This is a genomic window from Halolactibacillus sp. JCM 19043, from assembly GCF_001310395.1.
In the GTDB taxonomy this organism is placed as follows: Bacteria; Bacillota; Bacilli; order Bacillales; family Amphibacillaceae; genus Halolactibacillus; species Halolactibacillus miurensis.
In genome coordinates this window covers 1-3,014 of sequence record NZ_BAXD01000064.1, presented here as the reverse complement: position 1 = coordinate 3,014, position 3,014 = coordinate 1, and the positions used below count along the sequence as shown (strand labels likewise).

The window sequence follows — 3,014 nt, the reverse complement described above, 5'->3', positions numbered from 1 at the left end:
GTTAAGTCCTCGATCGATTAGTATTCGTCAGCTACACATGTCACCATGCTTCCACCTCGAACCTATCTACTCATCGTCTCTGAGGGATCTTACTCTTTACAGATGGGAAGTCTCATCTTGAGGGGGGCTTCATGCTTAGATGCTTTCAGCACTTATCCCTTCCACACGTAGCTACCCAGCTATGCTCCTGGCGGAACAACTGGTGCACCAGCGGTATGTCCATCCCGGTCCTCTCGTACTAAGGACAGCTCCTCTCAAACTTCCAACGCCCACGACGGATAGGGACCGAACTGTCTCACGACGTTCTGAACCCAGCTCGCGTACCGCTTTAATGGGCGAACAGCCCAACCCTTGGGACCGACTACAGCCCCAGGATGCGATGAGCCGACATCGAGGTGCCAAACCTCCGTCGATGTGGACTCTTGGGGGAGATAAGCCTGTTATCCCCGGGGTAGCTTTTATCCGTTGAGCGACGGCCCTTCCATTCGGTACCGCCGGATCACTAAGCCCGACTTTCGTCCCTGCTCGACTTGTAGGTCTCGCAGTCAAGCTCCCTTCTGCCTTTGCACTCTACGAATGATTTCCAACCATTCTGAGGGAACCTTTGGGCGCCTCCGTTACTCTTTGGGAGGCGACCGCCCCAGTCAAACTGCCCGCCTGACACTGTCTCCGAACCGGATCACGGTCCTGGGTTAGAAGATCAACACAATCAGGGTGGTATCCCACCAGCGCCTCCACGTAAGCTAGCGCTCACGCTTCTAAGGCTCCCACCTATCCTGTACAAATTGTGCCAATATTCAATATCAGGCTACAGTAAAGCTCCACGGGGTCTTTCCGTCCTGTCGCGGGTAATGCGCATTTTCACGCATAGTTTAATTTCACCGGGTCTCTCGTTGAGACAGTGCCCAAGTCGTTGCACCTTTCGTGCGGGTCGGAACTTACCCGACAAGGAATTTCGCTACCTTAGGACCGTTATAGTTACGGCCGCCGTTTACTGGGGCTTCGGTTCAATGCTTCGCTATAAAGCTAACATGTCCCCTTAACCTTCCAGCACCGGGCAGGTGTCAGCCCCTATACTTCGCCTTGCGGCTTCGCAGAGACCTGTGTTTTTGCTAAACAGTCGCTTGGGCCCTTTCACTGCGGCTTCTCAGAATGAGAAGCACCCCTTCTCCCGAAGTTACGGGGTCATTTTGCCGAGTTCCTTAACGAGAGTTCTCCCGCTCACCTTAGAATTCTCATCTCGCCTACCTGTGTCGGTTTGCGGTACAGGCACCACTTTTCTCACTAGAGGCTTTTCTTGGCAGTGTGAAGTCGGGAACTTCGATACTATTTTCTCTCCCCATCACAACCTGTGATTGCCAGACGGATTTGCCTATCTGACTCACTCATTGCTTGGACGCACTCTTCCATCCGTGCGCTTTCCCTATCCTACTGCGTTCCCCCATCGCTCAAACAAAAAGGAGGTGGTACAGGAATATCAACCTGTTGTCCATCGTCTACGCCTTTCGGCCTCGACTTAGGTCCTGACTAACCCTGAGAGGACGAGCCTTCCTCAGGAAACCTTAGGCATTCGGTGAAGAAGATTCTCACTTCTTTTTCGCTACTCATACCGGCATTCTCACTTCTAAGCGCTCCACCAGTCCTCACGGTCTGACTTTACAGCACTTAGAACGCTCTCCTACCATTGATCAAAGATCAATCCGTAGCTTCGGTGATACGTTTAGCCCCGGTACATTTTCGGCGCAGCGTCACTCGACCAGTGAGCTATTACGCACTCTTTAAATGATGGCTGCTTCTAAGCCAACATCCTGGTTGTCTGTGCAACGCCACATCCTTTTCCACTTAACGTATACTTTGGGACCTTAGCTGACGGTCTGGGTTGTTTCCCTCTCGACTATGAACCTTATCACCCACAGTCTGACTCCCAAGGTAATATCATTGGCATTCGGAGTTTGACTGAATTCGGTAACCCGGTAGGGCCCCTAGTCCAATCAGTGCTCTACCTCCAAGATACATGCCTTGAGGCTAGTCCTAAAACTATTTCGGAGAGAACCAGCTATCTCCGTGTTCGATTGGCATTTCACCCCTACCCACACCTCATCCCCGCATTTTTCAACATACGTGGGTTCGGGCCTCCAGTCAGTGTTACCTGACCTTCACCCTGGACATGGGTAGATCACACGGTTTCGGGTCTACGACCACCTACTACATACGCCCTATTCAGACTCGCTTTCGCTGCGGCTCCGCCTTTTCTGGCTTAACCTTGCAGGGGATCGTAACTCGCCGGTCCATTCTACAAAAGGTACGCCGTCACCCATTAACGGGCTCCGACTAATTGTAAGCGCACGGTTTCAGGATCTCTTTCACTCCCCTTCCGGGGTGCTTTTCACCTTTCCCTCACGGTACTGGTTCACTATCGGTCACTAGGGAGTATTTAGCCTTGGGAGATGGTCCTCCCGGATTCCGACGGAATTTCACGTGTTCCGCCGTACTCAGGATCCACATCGGAGGGTAGTATTTTTCCATTACAGGGCTGTTACCTTCTATGGCGGACCTTTCCAGGTCGCTTCGTGTAAATGCTACTTTTGTAACTCCATATGATGTGTCCTACAACCCCAAGAAGCAAGCTTCTTGGTTTGGGCTGATTCCGTTTCGCTCGCCGCTACTCAGGAAATCGCATTTGCTTTCTCTTCCTCTGGGTACTTAGATGTTTCAGTTCCCCAGGTCTGCCTTCATTAACCTATGGATTCAGTTAATGATCTCACGTCATTACACGTGATGGGTTCCCCCATTCGGAAATTTCCGGATCAAAGCTTACGTACAGCTCCCCGAAACATATCGGTGTTCGTCCCGTCCTTCATCGGCTCCTAGTGCCAAGGCATCCACCGTGCGCCCTTTCTTACTTAACTAATATGAGTAAACTCTTTATTACTACAGTAAAAAGACGTTTGGTCTTTATTTCTTACAAAGTTTGATGTCTTGTCATACTTCTTTATCTAGTTTTCAAGGTACAA

Annotated in this window: 1 rRNA gene; it reads right to left on the bottom strand. The window is 50.9% G+C overall.

The features are described from left to right. Positions 1-2,909 (bottom strand): 23S ribosomal RNA (locus JCM19043_RS15485); the annotation flags it as partial. Between the last annotated feature and the right edge of the window lie 105 nt (positions 2,910-3,014).